Annotated in this window: 14 protein-coding genes and 5 pseudogenes; 9 read left to right on the forward strand and 10 right to left on the reverse strand. The window is 74.9% G+C overall.

What is annotated here, in order from left to right; genetic code table 11:
- Positions 1 to 109 precede the first annotated feature (109 nt).
- On the forward strand, positions 110 to 1,006 hold the full coding sequence (gene metF, locus UK82_RS05900; RefSeq protein WP_044883582.1) for a methylenetetrahydrofolate reductase [NAD(P)H]: 897 nt from the start codon (positions 110 to 112) through the stop codon (positions 1,004 to 1,006).
- Between the two features lie 46 nt (positions 1,007 to 1,052).
- On the opposite strand, the gene UK82_RS05905 is transcribed toward metF, so the two are convergent.
- Positions 1,053 to 1,301: a hypothetical protein gene (locus UK82_RS05905; protein ID WP_055406563.1), complete on the reverse strand. Its 249-nt coding sequence runs from the start codon at positions 1,299 to 1,301 to the stop codon at positions 1,053 to 1,055.
- 142 nt (positions 1,302 to 1,443) lie between these two features.
- Between UK82_RS05905 and UK82_RS05910 the strand changes: the two genes are divergently transcribed.
- Together UK82_RS05910 and UK82_RS05915 are read left to right on the forward strand one after the other, a co-directional pair.
- A complete protein-coding gene (locus UK82_RS05910; protein ID WP_044883584.1) occupies positions 1,444 to 2,142 on the forward strand; it encodes a CDP-alcohol phosphatidyltransferase family protein in 699 nt (232 codons plus the stop codon).
- A 525-nt stretch (positions 2,143 to 2,667) separates the two neighbouring features.
- Positions 2,668 to 3,303, forward strand: coding sequence for a hypothetical protein (locus UK82_RS05915; RefSeq protein WP_236705558.1), 636 nt, complete (start codon positions 2,668 to 2,670; stop codon positions 3,301 to 3,303).
- 28 nt (positions 3,304 to 3,331) lie between these two features.
- On the opposite strand, the gene UK82_RS05920 is transcribed toward UK82_RS05915, so the two are convergent.
- From UK82_RS05920 to UK82_RS05950, 9 genes and pseudogenes are all read right to left on the reverse strand, one after another.
- On the reverse strand, positions 3,332 to 4,861 hold the full coding sequence (locus UK82_RS05920; protein WP_044883676.1) for an NAD(P)/FAD-dependent oxidoreductase: 1,530 nt from the start codon (positions 4,859 to 4,861) through the stop codon (positions 3,332 to 3,334).
- 10 nt (positions 4,862 to 4,871) lie between these two features.
- Complete coding sequence (locus tag UK82_RS05925) at positions 4,872 to 5,966, reverse strand: glycosyltransferase family 2 protein (protein WP_044883677.1); 1,095 nt, start codon at positions 5,964 to 5,966, stop codon at positions 4,872 to 4,874.
- Positions 5,967 to 6,028: 62 nt separating this feature from the next.
- Positions 6,029 to 6,311 (reverse strand): annotated as a pseudogene (locus UK82_RS36065) (carotene biosynthesis protein); the annotation flags it as partial.
- A 1-nt stretch (position 6,312) separates the two neighbouring features.
- Positions 6,313 to 6,886 (reverse strand): annotated as a pseudogene (locus UK82_RS36070) (carotenoid biosynthesis protein); the annotation flags it as partial.
- Positions 6,883 to 7,470 (reverse strand): GNAT family N-acetyltransferase, encoded by a 588-nt coding sequence (locus UK82_RS05935; protein ID WP_044883679.1) that lies wholly within the window; start codon positions 7,468 to 7,470, stop codon positions 6,883 to 6,885. The pseudogene UK82_RS36070 and the gene UK82_RS05935, both read right to left, overlap by 4 nt.
- Positions 7,471 to 7,676: 206 nt before the next feature.
- On the reverse strand, positions 7,677 to 9,573 hold a 1,897-nt coding region (locus UK82_RS05940), incomplete at its 5' end, for an FAD-binding oxidoreductase (protein ID WP_236705560.1).
- 1 nt (position 9,574) lies between these two features.
- Positions 9,575 to 10,511, reverse strand: a pseudogene (locus UK82_RS41965) (FAD-dependent oxidoreductase); the annotation flags it as partial.
- A gap of 103 nt (positions 10,512 to 10,614) precedes the next feature.
- Complete coding sequence (locus tag UK82_RS05945) at positions 10,615 to 11,412, reverse strand: spheroidene monooxygenase (RefSeq protein WP_082121658.1); 798 nt, start codon at positions 11,410 to 11,412, stop codon at positions 10,615 to 10,617.
- Positions 11,413 to 11,417: 5 nt separating this feature from the next.
- On the reverse strand, positions 11,418 to 15,383 hold the full coding sequence (locus UK82_RS05950; RefSeq protein WP_055406565.1) for a BTAD domain-containing putative transcriptional regulator: 3,966 nt from the start codon (positions 15,381 to 15,383) through the stop codon (positions 11,418 to 11,420).
- A gap of 285 nt (positions 15,384 to 15,668) precedes the next feature.
- Between UK82_RS05950 and UK82_RS05955 the strand changes: the two genes are divergently transcribed.
- From UK82_RS05955 to UK82_RS05975, 6 genes and pseudogenes are all read left to right on the forward strand, one after another.
- Complete coding sequence (locus tag UK82_RS05955; RefSeq protein ID WP_044883588.1) at positions 15,669 to 16,454, forward strand: hypothetical protein; 786 nt, start codon at positions 15,669 to 15,671, stop codon at positions 16,452 to 16,454.
- Between the two features lie 65 nt (positions 16,455 to 16,519).
- Positions 16,520 to 17,092: an SAV_6107 family HEPN domain-containing protein gene (locus UK82_RS05960; RefSeq protein WP_173667240.1), complete on the forward strand. Its 573-nt coding sequence runs from the start codon at positions 16,520 to 16,522 to the stop codon at positions 17,090 to 17,092.
- Positions 17,093 to 17,107: 15 nt separating this feature from the next.
- Positions 17,108 to 17,815, forward strand: a pseudogene (locus tag UK82_RS36080) (PHP domain-containing protein); the annotation flags it as partial.
- Positions 17,816 to 17,895: 80 nt separating this feature from the next.
- Positions 17,896 to 18,734, forward strand: an 839-nt coding sequence (locus tag UK82_RS42355; protein WP_396230462.1) for an RNA-guided endonuclease TnpB family protein, incomplete at its 3' end; no start/stop codon positions are given.
- A 1-nt stretch (position 18,735) separates the two neighbouring features.
- Positions 18,736 to 19,158, forward strand: a pseudogene (locus tag UK82_RS42360) (RNA-guided endonuclease InsQ/TnpB family protein); the annotation flags it as partial.
- Complete coding sequence (locus UK82_RS05975; protein WP_236705561.1) at positions 19,155 to 19,817, forward strand: OB-fold nucleic acid binding domain-containing protein; 663 nt, start codon at positions 19,155 to 19,157, stop codon at positions 19,815 to 19,817. The pseudogene UK82_RS42360 and the gene UK82_RS05975, both read left to right, overlap by 4 nt.
- Positions 19,818 to 19,880 lie beyond the last annotated feature (63 nt).

The raw sequence follows: 19,880 nt of genomic DNA on the forward strand, positions 1-19,880 counted from the left end.
CTGCCCGTAGGTTCCTGATGCTGTCCGTTGATGTCGCGTGGCGGTCACGCGTGTTTCCGGCCCGGGGGTACGTCCCCGGCCGAGGTCCGCGCCGGTCTACTCTCGTCGCATGACGGCGGTTCGGAGTGTGAGCGCGAAACCGGCGACGATGGGGGAGTTTCTCGCCTCCGGACGTCCCTCGTTCTCGTTCGAGTTCTTCCCGCCCCGGACGCCCGAGGGCGAGCGTCACCTGTGGACCGCTCTGCGCCGGATCGAGGCGCTGCGCCCCTCCTTCGTGTCGGTGACCTACGGCGCCGGCGGCTCGACCCGTGAGGGCACGATCCGGGTGACCGAGCGGATCGCCACCGACACCACCCTCACGCCGATCGCCCACCTCACCGCGGTCAACCACTCCGTCGCCGAGCTGCGTCAGGTGATCGGCAACTATGCGGGCGCGGGCGTGCGCAACGTGATCGCGCTGCGCGGCGACCCGCCCGGCGACCCGCAGGGCACCTGGACGGCCCACCCGCAGGGCCTGGAGCACGCCGACGAGCTCGTGCGGCTGGTGAAGTCGGTGGGGGACTTCTGCGTCGGGGTGGCGGCCTTCCCGGACAAGCACCCCCGCTCGCCCGACTTCGACACCGACGCCCGGTACCTGGTGGGCAAGTTCGACGCCGGGGCCGACTACGCCATCACCCAGTTCTTCTTCGGTGCCGACGACTACTTCCGGCTGGTCGAGCGGGTCCGCGCGCTGGGCTGCGACAAGCCGATCATTCCCGGGATCATGCCGGTGACGAACGTGGCCCAGATAGTCCGGATGGCGCAGTTGTCCGGCGCCGCCTTCCCGCCCGTGCTGGCCGCCCGACTGCAGGCCGTCGCGGACGACCCGGCGGCGGTGCGGGCGGTCGGCCTCGAGGTGGCGACGGAGCTGTCCCGCCGCCTGCTCGACGGCGGGGCGCCCGGCCTGCACTTCATCACCCTCAACCGGTCCAGCGTCACGCGGGAGATCTTCGAGGCGGTCCGGTAGGCGGGCGCCGCATCCCCGCCGGTGCCGCCCGGCGGCCGGGCCGCGCCTACTCGATGTCGTCGTAGGCGTCGAACACGCACAGCAGCCATTCGTCGCGGAAGGTCTGCTCGCGCACCAGCGCGAACCCGGCCTGGTTGGCGGTGTCGATCACCGCCGCCACGAGGCCGAGGTCGAGGGTGTTGAAGACCGGAGTGATCCGCACCGCGAGGATCACCTGATGGCGGTGGGGGGCGAAGACCACCCGCGGGTCGAGGTCGTCGAGGCTCTCCACCACGCCGCTTACCTGCTCGGTCACGTCACTCCCGCCTGGCGGGGCCGGCCTGGCCTCGTCCGTCCGCTCCCACCGGCCGACGTGGCCGTGGCCCGCGGTGGCAGTCCACGCGACTCTACGTCCCGGGCATGATGATGTCCCGGGCACGGTGGATGTCCCGGGCACGATGGATGGTGTGCGCACCCCGGTACCCGACCGCGACACCTATCTCGCGCGCTGGTCGGCCCTGCACGGCGGCTACGACCCGCTGGGCGGGCTGTGGCTGGTGCGTGCCTGGCTGACGTTGGTCCACCGGGCCGCGAGCCCGCTGGCCGCCCGCCGGGTGCCGCCGTCGGCGGTGACCGCGGCGGGGGTGGCGGTCACGGTGCTCGCGCTGCCGGCCGCCGCTGCCGGGGGCCGCTGGCCGTTGCTGGCGGTGGTGGTGATGCTGCTCGGAGGCGTGGCCGACAGCCTCGATGGAGCCGTGGCCGTGCTGACCGATCGGGCGAGTGCCTGGGGCTACGTGCTGGACTCGGTCGCCGACCGCTGCGGCGACGCGCTGTACCTGGTCGCTCTGTGGTACGTCGGGGCGCCGGGCGGTCTGCTCGTCGCCGCCGGGTGCGCACTGGGGCTGCTGGAGTACACCCGGGCGCGAGCCGGCAACGCCGGCTTCGGAGAGATCGGCGTCGTGACGGTCGGCGAGCGGCCGACGCGGCTCATCATCGCCGCGTTCGGACTGGCGGGGGCCGGCATCATCCCTGACCTGGCCCGTTTCGCCGGGACGGTGGCGGCGGGCGCGACGTTCGCGGTGTGCGTGGTCGGCCTCGGCCAGCTCCTGGTGACGTTGCGTGCCGCACTGCTGGGCGCGCCCCCACCCCGTGACTAGCCGGATGATTCCGCGTCGCTCATTGACTTCAGGTAGTCGTCGGCTAACCCAGGTGCGGGCCCGACTCTGACAATCATGGTGATCCCTAAGGAACTGGGCCTCGCGTGCGGGCGGCTCCTCGGCCCGTACCGATCCCCGTCCATTCCTTCTTGCCCGAGCGGCGCCTGAGTCCACGGTCGCGTGGGCGCAGACCGTATGCGGGAGATCTGTTCAGTGTGCGGACGGTTTTGACTGTCGTCCGACCGGCGGGGCTCGGAAGATCTGGGCGGTCGCGGTTGACCGTGGGTTGCTCCTTCGTCCCTTCCGGTGGTGGTCGCCGTCCCGCCTGCGGCCGAACAGGGCCGGACCGCTGCAGGCGGACGCGCGAGAAACCGGCAAGATGATCCGCATTCGCGGATTCTTCTTGGTTTTCTGCCCAGATCTGCGGATTCATCGCTACGATCTGGCCATCCACACAGTCGCCGATCGGCCGCGGGCCGCGGCCGCGTGACCGGCGGACTCCGTAGCCACGAAAGATTCGGGGAAATGGTGTCGTACCTCGCCCGCAGAATGTCCCGTCCGCGTGTCGTCGCGATCGTTCTGGCCCTGGCCGCGATCCTCGTCGTCAGCCTGCTGCCGACCTGGCGGGCCGAGGCTGCCACCCCGGCTGCCACCCCGGCTGCCACCCCGGCTGCGGCGCCGGCCGCGGCGCCGGCCAAGGCGATCCCGCATCCCGTTCCCACTCTGCCGCCGGGTCAGGTGCTGTTCCTCGGTCGGATCGCGCACCCGCAACTGCTGACCGTCGCCGACCTCGCCGCGAAGTACCCGCAGCACACCCAGACGGTGACCTTCCAGAGCGGGGCGGGCCCGCAGACCCACACCTACACCGGCCCCCTGCTCTACGACGTCCTGCAGGCGGCGAAGCCGGCGTTCCGCAGCGACGTGAAGAACGACGCGCTGCGCTACGCCGCGGTCGTCCACGCCAGCGACGGCTACGAGTCGGTCGTCTCGTGGGGCGAGATCGACCCCGGCTTCGCCGGCACCGAGGCGCTGCTCGCCGTCACCCAGGACGGCGTGTCGCTGGCGAAGGAGGGACCCCGGCTGACCGCTCCCGGCGACACCAAGGGCGGCCGGTACGTCTCCGGCGTCACTTCGGTGACGCTGGTCCGCGCCGGGTTGTAGGCCGCGGGCGCCGGGTGAGTCGGGGCGGTCAGGCCGGCCCGACGAGCCCGGCGACGATGCCGGCGGACAGTACGACCAGCGGCAGGCCGCCGCCCGGGTGGGTGGACCCGCCGACGAGGAACAGCCCCGGCACCCGGGCGGCGTTCGGCGGCCGCAGGAACGCCGCCCGGGCTCCGTTCGACGACCCGCCGTAGATCGACCCCCCCACCGAGCTGGTGCGCCGCTCCAGGTCCGCCGGGGTGATCGTCTCGTACCACCGCAGTCGGGACCGCACGTCGAACCCGCGGGCGGCGAGAATGTCCAGGATGTGCCGGGCATACCCGTCCGCCAGGCCGGGCTTGTCCCAGTCCAGCCCGCGTGCGCCGGGCCGCCCCGCCGCCGGGGCGTGTGCTGCGGCGTGCGGCGCGGCGTTGACGAGGACGAACCATGCCTCGCCGCCCGGCGGCGCGCAGGCCGGGTCCGCCGGGGCGGCGATGTAGACCGCCGGGTCGTCGGCAAGGCGCCCGCCGAACACCGCGTCGAACTCGCCGTCGTAGTCCGCCGGGAAGGTGACCGTGTGGTGGCCCAGCCCCGGCGTGCCGCCGGACAGGGCCAGCAGCAGCACGAACCCGGACATCGACGGGGTGGCCCGCCGGACGTGGCGCCGCCCGGTCCGGTCGTCCACCAGCCGGCCGTCCACCGGCAGGCCGTGCGCCTGCCGGCCGTAGAGCGATGCCGCGTCGACGTTCGCGACGACGACGTCGGCGGGCAGCAGGAGGCCGTCGGCGAGTCGCACCCCGTCGACCCGGCCACCGGGCGTGCGGGTCACTTTCAGCACCCGGGTGTCGACCAGGATCCGGGCCCCGCGGTCCTCGGCGCGCCGCGCGATCGCCTCGCCGAGCCGGCGCAGCCCGCCCGGCACGTACCAGCCGCCGAAGCGGCGTTCGGCGTGCACCACCGACACCAGGGCGGCCGGGGCGCGCCGGGGATCGGAGCCGGAGTAGGTCGCGTAGCGGTCCAGCACCATCCGCAGGCGCGGGTCGCGCAGGTAGCTGCGGCCCAGGCCGCGCAGGCTGCGGCCGGGGGCGACCGCCGCGACGTCTCCGGGTGAGGCCCAGGCCAGCCGGGCGAGCCCGGCGGCGCGCACCGGGCTGGACAGGAACGGCTCCTCGGCGGCGTCGAAGATCCGCGCGGCCCGGTCGGCCAGGTGCCGCCAGTCACCGCCGGCGCCGCCGCCGAGGCGTTCGTCGAGCTCGGCGGCGAAGGCGTCGTCGTCCGCGTGCGCGGCCAGCGTCGTGCCGTCGGCGAACCGGTAGGAGGCGATCGGGTCGAGGCGGCGAAGGTCCAGCTCGGCGCGCAACGGCCCGCCGGTCGCGGCGAACAGATCCTCGAACACGGCGGGCATGGTCAGCAGGGACGGCCCGGTGTCGAAGCCGTAGCCGTCCCGCTCGTACCAGCCGAGCTTCCCGCCGATCCGCGACGACTGCTCGCAGACGGTGACATCATGCCCCGCGGCGGCCAGGCGGGCCGCGGCGGCGAGCCCGCCCACCCCGGCGCCGATCACTACCACCCGGGCCACGGCGTCGACTCTACGAGCCGGCCCGCGGGCCGCGCCGCCGCGGGGGTGCCGTGACCGGTCGGCCCTTCCAGGCCGCGGTGCCACGCCGCCGCCGCCACCACGACAGCGCCGTCAGGTATCCCAGCAGGCCGACCGAGACCGGATGGGCGGCGGCGTCCGGCCAGCTCCGCCCCCCGGTGCGCCGGGCGGCGACCACCCGGCCGGCGACCCCGGCGAGGTAGCCGGCCAGTCCGGCGCGGGAGCCGCGCGCCGCCGCGGCGGCAGGCAGGACGAACAGCCACCACAGCAGGCCGACCTGCGCGGCGCTGGCCGCCGGGCTGCCGCCGGCGGCGGCCAACGACTTGGCGTAGCCGTCGCGCAGCTCGGCCCAGCCGACATACATCCGGTTGGTCGCCAGGGAGGTGCCGTCGACGATCACCCCGCGCCCCCCGAAGCGCTTCACGGCCCGCAGCAGGGCGATGTCCTCGAGGATCTGGTCGCGGACCCCGGCGTGCCCCCCGGCCCGGCGGTACGCCGCCGCGTCCACGCACAGGAACTGGCCGCCGGCCGCGGCCAGCGACGGCCGCGGGGACCGCTCGGCCGCGCGCAGCGGCAGCAGGGCCAGCCATGACCAGGTCAGCAGCGGCTGGACGAGCCGCTCCGCCGGGCTCGCCGCGACCTGGCGCGGATACGGCGAGACCAGGTCCAGCCCGCTGTCGCGCAGCAGCGCAACGGCCCGGGCCAGCCCGTCGGCGGCGATGATCACGTCGGCGTCGACGAAGACCAGCACGGTGCCGGTCGCGGCGGCCGCGGCCCCGGCGCAGGCGTACGGCTTGCCCAGCCAGCCGGGCGGTGGGCCGGCGCCGCGCAGCGGGACGATCCGCCCGTCGCGCCGCGCCCAGCCGGCCAGGATCCGCCCGGTGGCGTCGGTGGAGGCGTCGTCGTAGACGACGATCTCCAGCTCGGGCACGTCCCGCGCGGCCAGCAGGGCCGCCAGACAGCCGTCCAGGCGGGCGGCCTCGTCTCGGACCGGCAGGATCACGGACACCCGCTCCGGCACCGGCCGGGCCGGCGGCGCCACACGCAGCAGCCGGGCGTTCACCGCCGCGTGCGCCGCGATACCCATGGACGCCAACGCCGCCGTCCGCACCACTCCGGCTCGCACCGCCGCTCCGGCTCGCACCGCCGTCACCGCCACCCCCACCGCCCGGGATCGTCCGCTCTGCGGTCGGCGCGCCAGGGCCGCAGCGCCACGGCCAGCACCGCTCCCATCGCGACCCCGCCGGTGACCGCGACGCCGGGCTCACCGAAGAAGACGAGGTTCGCCAGCACCGACGACAGGTAGGTCCAGGCCAGCAGGGCCAGCGGGATGCGCTCGTCGCGGTGGGCACGGCGCGTCGGGTCGGGCAGCGCGAGCAGGGTCGCGGTCATGATGGTGCCGACCAGCAGCCAGCCGAGGAAGTTCGTCAGCNGGATCCCGTTGAGCGCCGGACCGCCGCCGAGCCAGTGCCAGTGCCCGGCGGTGACCATCTGAGGGTCGAGGAACAGATCCCAGGTGGCCAGCACCAGGCCGCCGAGCACGGCGGCGCGGACCGGGGCGCGCCGGTGCCGCCGTACCAGGACGTAGGTGGGATAGGCCATCATCGCCCAGGCCAGCGGCACCACGACGGCGACGCCGCACAGGCGGGGGCCGAGCGAGCCGGCATAGTCATAGCGGCCGAACGGGACGCCGGTGTGAACCCCGACCGTCTCCACGGCGAGCCCCCCACCGACGGTCACGGCGAGGAAGCCGGCGGTCCAGAGCGGACCGCGGGTGGCCAGGGCGTGCGCCGTCGACGCGGCAAAGAAGAGCAGGACCGTCGCGACGGCCAGCGCGCTGCGCCCGGCACCGCCGACGAGCGGGTAGGGGATCTGCACCGCCACCGTGGCCAGCGCGGGAATCCATCCCCAGACCGGTGCCCGGTGCCCGGGCGGTTTGCCGGGGATGCTCCGGCGTACGGGCCGGGCCGACCCGAGCGCCGTGGACGCCGGGCCGCGGAGGGTCACCGCACGGGTTCCGGCTGGTCGGCGTCGCCGGCGAGCTCGCCGGCGGGGCTGGCGGCCGACGGACCCCGCAGCTCCTTGCCGAGCACCGCGTAGGGGGTGAGCGTCCCGGGGAACTGGAAGTCCGACAGCAGCGGGACGAATCCCTCGCTGGCGTACAACCGGCGTGCCCGGCTGCCGGCGGGTTCAAGCGCGGACAGCGCCGCGGTCCGCTGCGGGACGTCCCGCAGCAGCTCCCGCAGCAACTGACGGCCGATCGTGCGGCCCTGGTAGGAGGGCAGCACGTGCAGCTCGACGATCTCGAGGCAGTCGTCGAGCCAGTGCGCCGCCGTGGCTGCCGAGGCCGCCGCAAGCGCGTCCACGACGACGTCGTGCCACCACTGGCCGGGCTGGCCGGGCAGCGCGTAGGTGATGCCGACGAGGGTGTCGTCGGGGGTGACGGCGGCGACGGCGAGCAGGTCACGGCGGTCGAAGTGGCGACGCGCGTGCAGGGCCCGGTCCCGGGCGGCCCGGACGGGGTCGGCCTCGTGGTGATCGAGGAACGCGGCCTTGTAGACGGCGATCACATCGTCGAGCCGGGCCCGCATGCGGCTGGGCGGCCAGCGGACCACGCTCACGTCCCCGTCCCCGTCGGTCACCGGCGTCGCCTCCTGTCCGTCCCTCGGCGCGTCGACCTGGTCCCGCGAACGGGTCTGGCGAGCCAGGAGGTCGGGGCACACCAACACGTTGCTCGACGATAACGCGCCAGTTGCGGGGCGCGCCGGGCGACGGGAGTGCCTGCCACGTAACGTCATTACTCTGATGCGCAGAGCATTTTTTCCGGGATGTGTGGGAGGCCGATCCGGTCGGCCGCCATCGCGAGGCCCGCGCAGCGGGGAGCGTCGTCGAGCAGGTCCGCGACCAGGAGGGCGACGGCCGGCGCCTGCACCGCGCCGCCCGCGTTCGTCCCCGCGGCCACCAGGACCCGGCCGGCGTGGCCCGGTAGTGCGGTGACGAGGGGGAGTCCGTCGGGGGTGGTCGGACGTTCGCATACGCGCACGTCGCGCACGTCAGGGCTGCCGTCGGCCCGCTGCAGCGCCGGAAACAGGCCGGCGATGGCCCGTTCGGCGACGTCCCGCAGCCCCGCGATCCCCGCCGCCGCGGACTGGCGCTCGGCCAGGCCCAGGTAGCCGAAGCCGCCACTGACGTGGATGAACGTGCCGTCGGGGGACAGGGAGACGTTGATCACGCCGAGGGGATCGCCGGCGTGGATCTTCGCTGGGCGGCGCAGCCCGGGGTTCGGCAGGGTCAGCGACAGGCCGAGCAGATGCGCCACCGCGCCGGCCCCGGGCCAGGCGGCGCCGAGCAGCCGGTCCAGGTCACGGCCCCCGGTGGTGATCACGACGTGATCCGCCGGCAGCGCCGAGCCGTCGTCGAGACGCAGCCGCACCGCCGATTCTGGCCGCACCGCCGGTTCTGGTTGCCCCGCCGGTTCCGGCCGCCCGGCCGGGCCGCTCCCGGCCCAGGCGGCGCTGTTCGTGCCGGGGCCGCGGCCCGGGTCGAGCCCGCGCACCCGGACGCCGGCGCGCACCTCGACGCCAAGGTCGGTGAGCCGGCTGGCCAGCGCCGTCGCCAGATCGTGGATGTTGACGGCGTAGCCGTCCACCTCGACCGCGCCCGCGATCTCCCGCACGCCGCCCGGCAGCGGCACCGAGGTGCCCAGGCCCGGCCAGTCCCGGGCCAGCGCCTCACCGGGCAGGCGGACGGCGCCGGTGTCGGCCGCGCGCTGAAGCCGTTCGCCCGCGGCGAGGTCGGCGGCACCGAGGTAGATCCGGGCCAGCCGGGCGTCCCGGCGCAGGCCGGCCAGCCAGCCCGCGCCGTCGACGGCGAACAGGCGCTCCCAGCCGCGCAGCCCCAGCCGGTTGAGAGCGATCACCAGCTCCTGGGTCGTCGCGTGCAGGCCCGGCCGGTCGGTGCCCCGGTCGAGCGCCTCTGACCAGGCGAGCTCGGCCGCGCTCAGGGAGGCGGGGTCGCGCAGCCGCCAGCCGCCGTCCGCCGGGCCGCGCTCGAGGATGCCGGCCCGGCCCGCGTCCGTCGGGGGCAGGGTCTCGGTCGCCGACAGGTGCCGCGCGTTGGCCCCCCCGAACGTCGTGCCCTGCCGGTCCGGATCCGCGCGATCCGCCGGCGCAGCATCGAGCACCCGGATCCGGCGATACCCCCGCAGCCGCAGCAACAGCGCGACGGTGAGTCCGACGATCCCGCCGCCGACGACCACCACGCCGTGGCCGTCCGCGGCGGGATCGTCAGGTGCCAGGTCCTCGTCGACTCGGCGGTCGGTGCCCCGGCCCGCGCCGGGATGATCGAGTTGTGGTCCGAGCAGGTCGGCGCCGGTCAGCTCGTCCAGGTCCGCCCGGCCGACCACGGCGAGCATGGCCTGATCCAGGTCGTCGTCGCAGGCGTCGGAGCGCATCGCCGCGGAGCACAGGGTGAACCCGGGGCGCAGGGCGCCGCCGTCACCGTCGATCCGCGCGGCCAGCAGCTCCCGCACCGGGGCGAGCAGCCGGGGGGCGTTGTCCAGGACGACCGTGAGATCACGCCGGTCGTAGGCGTCGAGCAGGGCGCGCTGGGCGAACACCTCGGGCTCGCTGACCGAGATGATCCGTTCGCCCGTGAACGCCTTGAGTTCCCGCTCGTCGATCATGCCGACGGTCNCCCACGGCCCGGCGTGGACGAGCGGCACGGCGACGGCGACCGCGTCGGCGGCCTCGAGGAGCTCCTCCACGGTGCGGGCGATCCGCACCCGGTCGGCGGGCAGCCGGTGGTGGCGCGCCCAGGCGCCCACCGACGCGGGATCGGCGACGAGGGAGGGGGAGTGCACGACCAGGCGCCAGCCCCGCGCCGCGCCGTCCCGGGCCACCCGTCCGTTGATGTTGCCGGCGCCGAGCAGCCCGAGGATGCCCGGCCGCCGTGACTCCTGCGCTCGGGCGAGGGGCTGCGCTCGGACAGGGGGCTGCTCTCGGGCGGAGGGTTGCTCCCGAGCGAGCGACGCCGTCCCGCCGCCGGCGGGGTCGAACAGCCGGTCGACCATGAACCGGGCGACGTGGCGGGCGTTGACCTCCGGGGTGTTGCGCACTTCGATCCGTAGCCGGGCGGCGGCGGCGGTGTCGACGGCGGCCAGCGAGGTGCCGCGGCGGACGAGCAGGAGCTCGCGGTCGGCGTCGGACCGCGCTGAGCCCACGGGGACCGGACCGCCCGCGGGGACCGGACCGCCCGCGGGGACCGGACCGCCCGCGCGGACCGCTGCGGCCCATCGTCGCAGGGTGGTGGCGTCGACCGCGTTCGCGCCGACGACCAGCGTGTGCGGGCGCAGCTCGACCAGCGCGTCGGCGAGTTCGGCCGGGCGGGCGGCCAGCTCCGGGCGCAGGACCGCGCTGCCGGCCCGAGTGACCAGGTCCGCCACGCGGGCGCCCACCGCCGTGGCGATCAGTATCCGGCGGTGGGGGGTGGACCTGCGCACAACCGGGGGGTGCGGTCCTGGACCGCGGGGTGTCGCTTCGGAGGGTGCCTGGCCTGCGGACACCTGGGCACGTGCCTGGTCACGGGGCATCGGCATGCGGTTCGCTTCATCCGGTTCGTCGGGCTGCTTCATCCGGTTCGCCGCCGGACCTCCCCACCGTGGCGGACGTCCGTCAACGGGTTGTCAAACCGCCGAATCCGGTGCCGGCCCGGGGCGCCAGGCCGGCACCGGACCTTCAACGAGTCGTCAACGTCGGGGGGCCTGCCAACGTCGGATCGGGGAGCAGGGCCAGCAGCGGATCGCGTCCGCCGAGCGTGCCGCGGGAGCCGAGCACCGCGAACCGCGCGAACAGCTCCTCGCTGTACCAGCCGACCTCGGGGGTGCGGCGGACGACCTCGCTGTGCGCCGGCCGGCCGTAGGCGAACCGGCGCAGCGACGCCGCGTCCTGCCAGAGGCTGAACGTCCCCTTCAGCCCGATCGGTGCCTCGCCGATCCCGGCCGCGAACAGCAGCCCCTCGGCCTGAGCGAGGTCCGCGACCACCGGTGGGACCGCCCGGCGGAAGGTGAGCGTGTGCCGGGGGGCGACCCGGGCCCGGGTGATCACCGCCACCTTCGTGCCCGTGGCGGTGGCGGTCGGCGCGGCCGTGGCCGTGGGGTCGCCGAACGGCTCCTGCCGCGACCACCGCCCGCGCGAGGACAGCGGGTGCAGGTCGATGCGCCACCGTTCCTCGGCCAGCACCGACCAGGCCCGCACCTGTGCGGACCGCTCGAACGACCGCGCCGCCGACGGCGTCTCCCAGACGGCGACCATCGCCCACTGGCAGGGGTCGGCGCCACGCAGGCCGAGGCTGCTCGCCGAGCCGGTGCCGAGCAGCTTGACGAACGTCAGCCCGGGGACGTGCCGCAGCGCGGAGCGGTCGGCGGCGACCCGGGCCAGGGCGTGGCCTATCCGGCGGCGGGGGACCCGCCAGAAGTCGACGGTCACCAGCAGGGCGGCAGGGTTGGCCGGGTTCATCGGGACCGCAGTTCTCATCGCGTTCAACTCCGCACCGAGGACAGTCGCAGCAGGCCGTCGCGCGCGGCCCCGTACTTCTGCGTGAAGGCCGTCGCCACAACTCCGGCGCCGACGTCGTCGCGCAGCGGAACCACCCGGCCGCGGCCGATGCCGGACAGCGTGTGCCGGCCGTTGCCCGCCACCGCCGCGACCAGGCCGTCCGGGCCGCTGCGGCGCAGCAGGGCGGCCAGCTCCGGGGAGGCGATGTACACCGCCCCGTCGAGCCGGACGAACTCGGCGCGCACGTCGACCGGGTCGGCGTCCGACCGGAGGACCTGCAACGGCACGCGCAGGTAGTCGTCCAGGGCGGCGCTGCCCGCCGGGCTCCACAGCCGTTCGAAGTGCTGCTCGACGAACTGGACGAGGGTCGAGGAGATCGTCGCCTCGTGCTGGGTCGCGGCGGCCGAGGAGTAGCCGACGGGGAAGCTCGACACGAGCGCGCCGGAGTCCCAGCGGTGGTAGGTCGTCAGCGGCTGCTCTGCGTAGAGCCGCACGGCGAGGCGGGGACGCAGGACCGGGGTGAGCCGTTCCCGCAGCCCGTCCAGGACCAGCAGGTTCGCCCGGATCTCGGCGGGTACGTCGATGCGGTGCGACAGGTCGGCCGTCCGCGCCGCCGCGGCCGGCGAGTCCGGGTCGAGCAGCAGGATCTGGACGATCGCCCCGGCGTCGATCGCCGCCAGCACCGCGTCGGTGAAGGCGTCCCGGTGCGGCGCGGCGACCAGGTCCGTCCACGTGTTCAGTAACCGCACGCTGCGCCGCGAGGCGGCGACCCGGGCGATGAAGTAGGCCGGTTCGAAGGCGCCGAGCAGCCGGCCGCCGGTGAACTGGGTCGGCTCGGTGGTCACCGGTGCGGTCAGCCGATCCTCGGCGGCGGCCAGCTCCGGGGAGCCCTGCTGGCGTAGCAGCGTGATGCCCTGCTGCCAGGAACGCCGGGCCGCGGGATGGTCGTCGAGCTGGGCGAGGATGTCACCGCGGCGGACCAGCACGCGCGGCTCCCACAGCGGATCGGGCAGCTCGGCCAGCAGCGGCAGGCTCTCGTTGTAGGCCGCCAGCGCCTGTTCGGGGCGCTCCCGGTAGCGGTAGAGATCGCCCAGCCGCCGCTGGGCCTGCGCCTCCAGCGGCAGGTTGGCGAGCTCCCGGGCGATCGACAGGCTCATCGTCAGGCAGGTGATGCCGTCGGCGAGTTCCCTGCGGTCGCCGTGGGTCATGGCGAGGGCGACCAGCGTCTCCGCCTCGAGGCGGCGGGCCCCGGTCCGCCGCATCGTCCCCAGGCAGGTCTCGAAGTGGGCCAGTGCCGCGGCGAACTCGCCGCGGCCGCGGCAGGCGTCGGCGAGCCCGCGCACGGCCCGCGCCTCGCCCAGCTCCGCACCGAAGCCGGCGAAGATCTCCCGAGCCCGGGCGAAACGTTCCGTGGCCAGCGCCAGGCGCTCGAGCGCACCCTGGGTGACCGCCACCGCGGGCTCGCCGTCGGGGTCGGCTCCGGCGGCGTCCAACCGCCAGAACGCCTCCTCGAACGTCAGGACGATCTCCCGCTCCCCGAGGCTGGTGAGCAGCTCGGCCTCGGCGAGGCGGTGCCCCGTGCGGCGGGCGGCGGCCAGGCCCAGGACATGGGTGCGCGCCCAGTCGCTCCAGTGCGCAGCGAACGCGTAGAACTCCGCCGCCTCGACGGCGAGCAGCCAGGTCGGCTGGTCGAGCCCGGCCGCCTGCGCCTGCTCGACCAGGGCCAGCAGGTTCGAGCGTTCCCCGCCGAACCAGACCAGCGGCTGGCGGACGACCTCGGCGAGGTCCGCGCGGGCGAACCGGGCGGCGGCCTGCGCGGCGAAGCCGGCGTCCGGCCCGTCGGCGGACAGGGTCCGGACGCGCCCGGGGCTGAAGGTGTCGACCGCCTCACGCAGCATCACCTGATAGGCGTACAACAGTCGGCTCAGCGCCGCTCGGTGTTCACCGGACAACATCGGCGGATCATCGGGTTTCGCAGCGTCGAGGGCGCCGTGCCCGTCGCCGCCGCCGGCGGCGGCGCCACCTTCGGGCGCGGCCGCCGGGGACCGCGCGTCGTGGCCGTCCCCCGCCCGCTCCCCGTCCGCGGACCCCGGGTGGGCGCTCGGCGCCGTCGACGCGGGCTGGCCGATCGCCGTCCCGACGCCGGTCTCCCGCTCCCGGGCGAACACTCGCAGCAGGTCGTGGAACCGGTAGCGCTCCGTGCCGGTCGCGTCGACGCCGCGCCGCTCCAGCAGTTGCGCGTCGGCGAGGCGGTCGACGACGTCCTCGGCCTCGTCCAGATCGACGTCGAGCACGGCCGCCGCGGCCCACGGCGCGAAGTCGTTGACCGCGGGCAGCGACAGCAGCCGGAAGGCACGCTGCTCGTCGGCCGGCCGACCTTCGTAGCTCAGCGAGAAGCTGGCCCGGATCTCCAGGTCGCCGACCTCCAGCCAGGACAACCGGTCCCGCTCGTTGGCGAGCCGGCCGGCCAGGCGCGCCAGCCGCCAGTGCGGGTGCGCGGCCAGCTTGCGCCCGGCGATCTGGATCGCCAGCGGCAGGTACCCGCACAGGCCGACGATGTCGCGCGCCGCCTCGGGCTCGGCCTCGATCCGCGCCGCCCCGACCACCTTGGCCAGCAGCTCCACCGCGTCGCTGGGGATGAGGACGTCGACCATCCAGTACGGCACGGTGAGCCCGTGCAGCCGCGACCGGCTGGTGATGAGCACGGCGCAGCCCGGGCTCGTCGGCATCAGCGGACGTAGCTGTGCCTCACCCGCCGCGTTGTCCAGGATGATCAGCACCTTGCGGGTGGCGAGCAGCTCCCGGTACATCTCCGCCAGGTCGTCCGGGTCGGTGGGGACCGCGGCCCGGCTGACCCCGAGCGCCTGGACGAACCGGGCGAGCACCCGCGTCGGCTCCAGCGGCTCGCTGGTGCCGCGCAGGTCCACGTACAGCGCGTCGGTGAACCCGGCGCGGATGCGGTGCGCGATGTGCACGGCCAGTGCCGTCTTGCCGGCGCCCGCCTTGCCGGCGAAGGCCGCAGTGACGGTGCCCCGGGCCAGGGCCACCTGATCGGTGAGCACGGCGTGCGCCCGGGCCTGGATGGTGTCCCGCCCGGTGTACTCCGGAGTGTCCGGCGGGAGCTGGTGGCCGCCGGAGCCGGTGGGCGCGACCTGGGCGGGGCGACCCAGCGAGCGCGGCGGCGCCCAGGCGAGATCCGGCGCCCCGCGCAGCACGTCCTCCTGCAGCCGGCGCAGCATCGGGGAGTCCAGCCCGAGCTCGTGCAGGGCCTCCAGACCGTCCCGGCAGGCTCGGGCGGCGTCCTCGGTCCGGCCGTCCCGGTAGAAGGCGACGACCAGCTCCCGGCGCAGGCCGTCGTCGTGCGGATGGCGGGCGACCAGCATCCGCAGGTCGCCGATGACCTCTCGGTGCCGGCCCAGGGACAGGTCGGCGGCGATCCGCGTCTTGGCCACGTCGAGCTGGAGCTCGGTGAGCGCCTCCGCGTAGCCGTGCGCGAACGGATGGTCCGCGACGTCGACCAGCGGCGGCCCCCGCCACAGCGACTGGGCCTCCTGCAGCGGGGCGATCGCGCTCACCGGGTCGCCGTCGTCCACCGCTCGCCGGCCCTGCGCCAGCAGCCGCCGCGCCCGCTCGACGTCGATCTGCTCCGCCCGCACGTCGAGCAGGTAGCCCGCGCCCTTGCGCGGCAGCATCCGCGGCGGCTTGTCGTCCCCCATCACCCGCCGCAGCTCGCTGATGTGGGTGCGCAGCGTGCGCAGCGCCCCCTCCGGCGGCGAGTCGCCCCAGATCACCTCCATCAGCCGGGGGATCGGCACGGCCTTGCCGGCCTCGAGCAGCAGGACGGTCATCAGGACCTTGCGCTGGGCGCCGCCCAGCGAGACGGGTGTCCCGGCCGCGGTGACCTCCAGCGGACCCAGGATGGCGAACTGCAGGCTGTCGCGGTCGGGCATCAGGTCCTCTCGTCATGGCCCCGGGGTGATGTCTGTTTATCGCAGCGTGCGCCCGAGGGGGAGCCGGCGGCAACCATCGGACCCCCGCGGGCGCTGTCGGTTCCGCGTCAGGACCGCACCCGCGGTGATCCCGGCGCGGCGCACGGGATCTGTCAACGACCGCTCAACGTCTGCGGTGACCGTGCGTGCACCTCTCATTGACACCGCAGGTGTGCACTCCGGATCGACGAGAACCGAGGATGACGGACCGTCGGCAGTCGGCCGACGGTAGGAGGTGTCGGGATCATGGCGATCGCGGTGACGAGGATCCTGTCGCGACGGCCCGGGGCGCCGGGGCGGGCGCCGTCCCCGGCGGCGGCGTCGGGGACGCGGGCCGAGGCGGTCGCGGGACGGTCGGGACGGCCGGGACAGCCCGTGACCTGCACGCGGCCGTTGCCGGAGGTCGGCGCCGGGGCGGAGGCCCTTCCCCGGCGCGCCGGCGGTCTGCCGCACGAGGTGGTCTTCCAGGTCACCGCGGCGAGCCGGTGCAGCGCGGTCCGGCAGGTGTGGGTCGAGACCGACGAGCAGGCGGTGCTCGCCGACTGGGCGTCGCGGGGGCGGGTCGAGCTGATGGCCGCCCGGCGCCCGTTCGTCCTGGAGCTGGATCTCGACGGCCAGGGCGTGCGGCTCGTCGAGCCGATGGGGCGGGTGCCGGTCGCGTCCTTCGCGGCCGACCGGGCGGGCGGCCGGGTGCGCCTGGCGGACGGCTGCGTGCTGCGGTGGCTCACGCCGACCCGCGGCGCGTTCGCCAGCGGCCTGGTGGGGCACCGCGAGGTCAACATCATCCGGTTCGCGCTGGACGGGACGGCGCTCGTCGTGGCCCACCCCGACCTGCTCGCCCCGGAGGTCACCCGGGTGGTCCGGGCGTCGGACGCGGGTCCGGGGGATACCCATCGGGGGGATGTCCCGGACCCGCGCCTGGGCTGGGTGCCCGACGTGGTGGCGCTGCTCGTGCTGGCCTGGTTCCTGCGGCTGCTCGAGACCAGCACCGTCGTGCCGGCTCGCTCGCGTGTTCGAGAGCTGGGTGTTTGACGGGCCGGCCGGCGGGGGGCTACCTTCCAGGTATTCGAACCTGTGTTCGACACCGGGAGGGTGTCATGGCCGTCGTGAGTCGACCTGTCAGCGGCGCGGGCCCCGCGGGCGGAGCCGTCGGGGTGGAGGGTGCGTCCGCCGGGCACGGAGCATCCAGCAGCCCACCCGGACGGGCCCTCCTGCCCGCGGCGGGGCTGCCCCACCGCTCCCGGGACGAGCTGCTCGCCGCCGCCCGGCGCGGTCTCGGAGAAGCGGAGTACGCCCCCCGGGCCGGGGAGCGGTATGCCCTGGCCCATCTCGCCGCCCTGCGGGCCGCCGCCGCCGTGCTGGCGGACCGGGCGCGGCCCCGGCCGGGCCGGCGGGGCCGGCCGGTCAGCGCCTGGTGCCTGCTCGTGCGGGTGGCCCCCGAGCTCGTCGACTGGGCGGACTTCTTCGCGGCGGGCGCCGGTCGGCGGGCGGCCGCCGAGGCCGGCCTGAACGTGGTGGGGCGGCGGGAGGCCGACGATCTGATCCGTCAGGTCGACCAGTTCATCGGCGTCGTCGAGGGTGCGCTGGGGCTGCCGTCCCAGCCGGTGCTCGCCGGCACCGGTCCCGCCGATGTCGTGGCAGTCGCGGCCGTCCCGCCGCGGCGGGGTTAGCCGGCCGTGGCCGGCCCGGCGGGAGGCAGCCGGGGACGGGATGCCCCGGCCTCGACGGTCCCCTACGCCGAGCTGCACTGTCATTCCGCGTTCAGCTTTCTCGACGGCGCGAGCCAGCCGGAGGACCTCGTGGAGGAGGCGGTGCGGCTGGGGCTGTCGGCGCTCGCGTTCACCGACCACGACGGGCTCTACGGCGTCGTCCGCTTCGCGGAGGCGGCCCGGGAGGTGGGACTGCGGACCGTGTTCGGAGCGGAGATCTCGCTCGGGGCGCGGGCGCCCCGCGCGGGGGAGACCGATCCCGGCGGCGACCATCTGCTCGTTCTCGCCCGCGATCCGGAGGGCTACCGGCGGCTGGCCCGGCTGCTGTCCGATGCCCACCTGGCCAGCGGGGAGAAGGGCCGGCTGGTGGCCGAGCCCGAGGCCTGCGCCCGGGCGGCCGGCGGGCACTGGCAGGTGCTCACCGGATGCCGCAAGGGCACGGTTCCCCGGGCCCTGGCCCGCTCCGGTCCCGCCGACGCCGGGGCCGCCCTCGCGGAGCTGGCGGAGCTGTTCGGCCGGGAGAACGTGGCGGTGGAGCTCGCCGATCATGCCCATCCGCTGGACTCGGCCCGCAACGATGCTCTGGCCGAGCTGGCCCGCGCCGCGCGGCTGCCCCTGGTGGCGACCGGCAACGTCCACTACGCTGCGCCCGGCGCGGCCCGGTTGGCGGCGGCGATGGCCGCTTCCCCGGCTACCAGGGGCGGCAAGAGGGCTTCCGCCTTCAGGCGGAAGATGAATCGCCGTGAATTCGGGTAGAATGAGCCATGGCCCGACTTGTTCATGTCGCCCGCTTATACCCGGAGGTGGGTCAGGTGGGGAAGCTGGACGGGCAGGGTCATGCGGCGCGGGGGCTGTGGAATCTGTTACATGAATGGCACATTATGTGTCGGGAGCATCGCCGTTCGGCGTTGCCGTTGGCTGCGGTCGACCGGCAGATGCGGGAAGCGCGGAAGAGCCCGCCGGAGGGGTTCGAGTGGCTTTCGCTTCTGCCCGCGCAGGCGTGTCAGCAGGTGTTGAAGCAGTATCAGGCTGCGTGGAAGCGTTGCTATGCGGGGTTGGCTCGTCCGCCGCGTTTCAGGTTTCGGCGTCGTGCCCGCCTGGCGGTGGATGTGCCGCAGGCGAGTGGGCTGCAGGTGATCCGACGCAGTCGCCGGTGGGGTGTGTTGTCTGTTCCCGGGGTTGGTCGGGTGCGGTTTCGGTGGACGCGGCCGCTTCCCGGGGTGTCTCGTGGGGTGCCGGGCCGGTTGACGGGTGCCCGGCTGGTCCGCGAGGTGAACGGCTGGCATGTGGTGTTCCGGATCGAAACCCCTGATGTGCGGCCGGAGCCGCATGGCGGCCCGGTGGTCGGGGTGGACCGGGGGGTGACGCGGACCCTGGCCCTGTCGGATGGGTCGTTTCGGGATCTGCCGGTGCTGCTGTCCGTGGGTGAGGCGGGCCGTCTGCTTCGCCTGGAGCGGAAAGCAGCCCGGCAGCGCCGGGCCCGGGCTCGTGGCGCGGCGACGTCGAACCGGCTGACCAGGACGTACGACCAGATCGCCAGGGTGCGCGCGAGAACCAAACGCCGCCGCGACGACTGGGCACACAAGGTGACAACCGGGATCAGNCGGGAGTTCGGGCTGGTCGTGATCGAGGATCTACGGGTCGGGAACATGACCCGCTCGGCCCGGGGCGCCGTCGAGAACCCCGGGCGGCAGGTGCGGCAGAAAGCCGGGCTGAACCGGTCGGTTCTGAACGCCGCATGGGGACGCATCGGCGCGCATCTCGCCTATAAGACGGCCTGGGAGGGTGGGGTGCTGGTGAAGGTACCGGCGCCGTACACGTCGCAGCGCTGCCACGTCTGCGGGGTCGTCGACCGGGCGTCCCGCCCCGACCAGGCAACATTCCTGTGCACGTCGTGTGGCTGGTCGGGGAACGCGGATATCAATGCAAGTCTGAACATCAGGGCGGCTGGACTGTCGTCCATGGACGTGGAGATCTCCGGGTTGCCGGGGACGGTGAAGCGTCAACCATCCGGGGAGGCGGCATGACCGCCACCGGGAATCCCCCTCGTTCACGAGGGGGAGGAAGTCAATCGCCGCAGAGCCTGGTCGCCGGCGCCCGCCGCCACGGCGTCGAGGTGCTGCGGCCGGACGTCAACGCCTCCGCGGTCGGGGCCAGCCTGGTCGGCGCGCAACCGCGGGTCCGACTCGGCCTGTCCGGGGTCCGGCGGGTGGGGGAGAGCCTGGCCCGCCGCATCGTCGAGACGCGGGCGGCGGGCGGCCCTTACGCCGACATGGCCGATCTCGAGGAGTCCGTGGCCGACCTCTGGGCGACGGGGATCACGACCGAGGGCTACCCCACCCGGTTCCTCCGGGAGCGGCTCGCCGCCCGGGGGGTGACGGCGGCATCGGGTCTGCGCGACGCCGAGGCGGGCCGGCGGGTCCTGGTCGCCGGGATCGTCACCCATCGTCAACGGCCTGCGACGGCAGGCGGCACGACCTTCGTCAACCTGGAGGACGAGACGGGCCTGGTGAACGTGATCTGCTCGCCCGGCGTCTGGACGCGTCATCGGGTGGTGGCCCGCACGGCGGTGGCCCTCGTCGTCCACGGTCGCCTCGAACGGGCCGAAGGGGTGACCAACGTGATCGCCGAGCGGATGTGGCCGCTGCCGGTCGCCGTCGCCTCCCGCTCTCGGGACTTCCGATGATCCGCCGGCCCGCTGTTGCGCGCAGCGTAGCCGTCGTTCACTATCGGTTATCTCTTGGGGTGC

Origin of the sequence: Frankia sp. ACN1ag (genome assembly GCF_001414035.1) — a bacterium.
Classification (GTDB): Bacteria; Actinomycetota; Actinomycetes; order Frankiales; family Frankiaceae; genus Frankia; species Frankia torreyi.